The sequence below is a fragment of the Sphingomonas turrisvirgatae genome, assembly GCF_001721295.1.
Taxonomy (GTDB): domain Bacteria; phylum Pseudomonadota; class Alphaproteobacteria; order Sphingomonadales; family Sphingomonadaceae; genus Sphingomonas; species Sphingomonas turrisvirgatae.
Genome location: NZ_MDDS01000069.1, coordinates 1 through 906, shown reverse-complemented (window position 1 = coordinate 906; position 906 = coordinate 1). Strand labels below are relative to the sequence as shown.

The following is a 906-nucleotide window of genomic DNA, read 5'->3' as shown; positions in this document are numbered from 1 at the left end:
TGCCGGTCGCGTAATTCTGGTGCGCCGGGATCTCGGCCTGGGGGATTTCGGCCGAGCAGGAGTAAAGCTGCGCCGTGGTATTCATCGACGACTGCTTCTTGCACCACTTGCGATAGGCCTCGACGTTGCCGCCGCCCGCCCCCAGTTCGATCTGCGCATCGCAGATATGCGGCGTGCCCGCCTCGACCCGGCACAGACCGGCGCCGACCTTGGCCTGCATCACGCTGTTGCGCGCGAACCCGCCGCCTTCGTTCTGGTCGCGCACGCCATAATAGAAGTACCTGAGCGTATCGACGATTACCGGGTCCATCCTGCCGGTGCAGGTCGCCGGGGTTTCCTCGAGCTTCGCGCCCTTGTTGCAGGTCGCCTCGTAATAATCGGTGGTGCCATTGGGAGGCAGCGGCTTGCAGCTACCGTCGGCGCCGCCCACCGACTGACCGGCGAGATAGCTGTTCGGGTCCTTCTCGACGTCCTGCGCGCGCGTGAGATCGCCGGCAGGCACGGTCACGACCTTGCGGCCCGGATCGGTGACGAGCTGCCACGCCTCGTTCGCGCCAGCGGCAGACCCGCCCGCCGCGATCAGCGCGTCGGGATCGTCGGCATAGGCTTCGCCGGGCTGGGTGCCGCTGCTGAAGCCCGGGATGGTCGAGGGCAGATCGGTCGAGGAGATGATGCCGCCCGAAGCCTGGCGTGCCGGGGTCGCCAGTGCCTTCGCCGCGGCGCGTGCCGCCGCCATGTCCCCTTTGGGATAGGTGTAGGTCGAACTGCTCGACTGCGCGCTCGGCTCGGCCGCGACCGCATTACTCGCTGCCGCAGGCTGAACCGTGCGGGCCATGCTGGCGGTGGTCCGCGCGGGAGCCGCGCTCGGCTCGGCGACGCTGGTCACCGTCGTCTTTGCGACCGGCG

1 pseudogene is annotated in these 906 nt (G+C 68.7%); it reads right to left on the bottom strand.

Going from position 1 to position 906, the window contains the following annotated elements:
* A pseudogene (locus BFL28_RS17515) lies at window positions 1-906 on the bottom strand (conjugal transfer protein TraN); the annotation flags it as partial.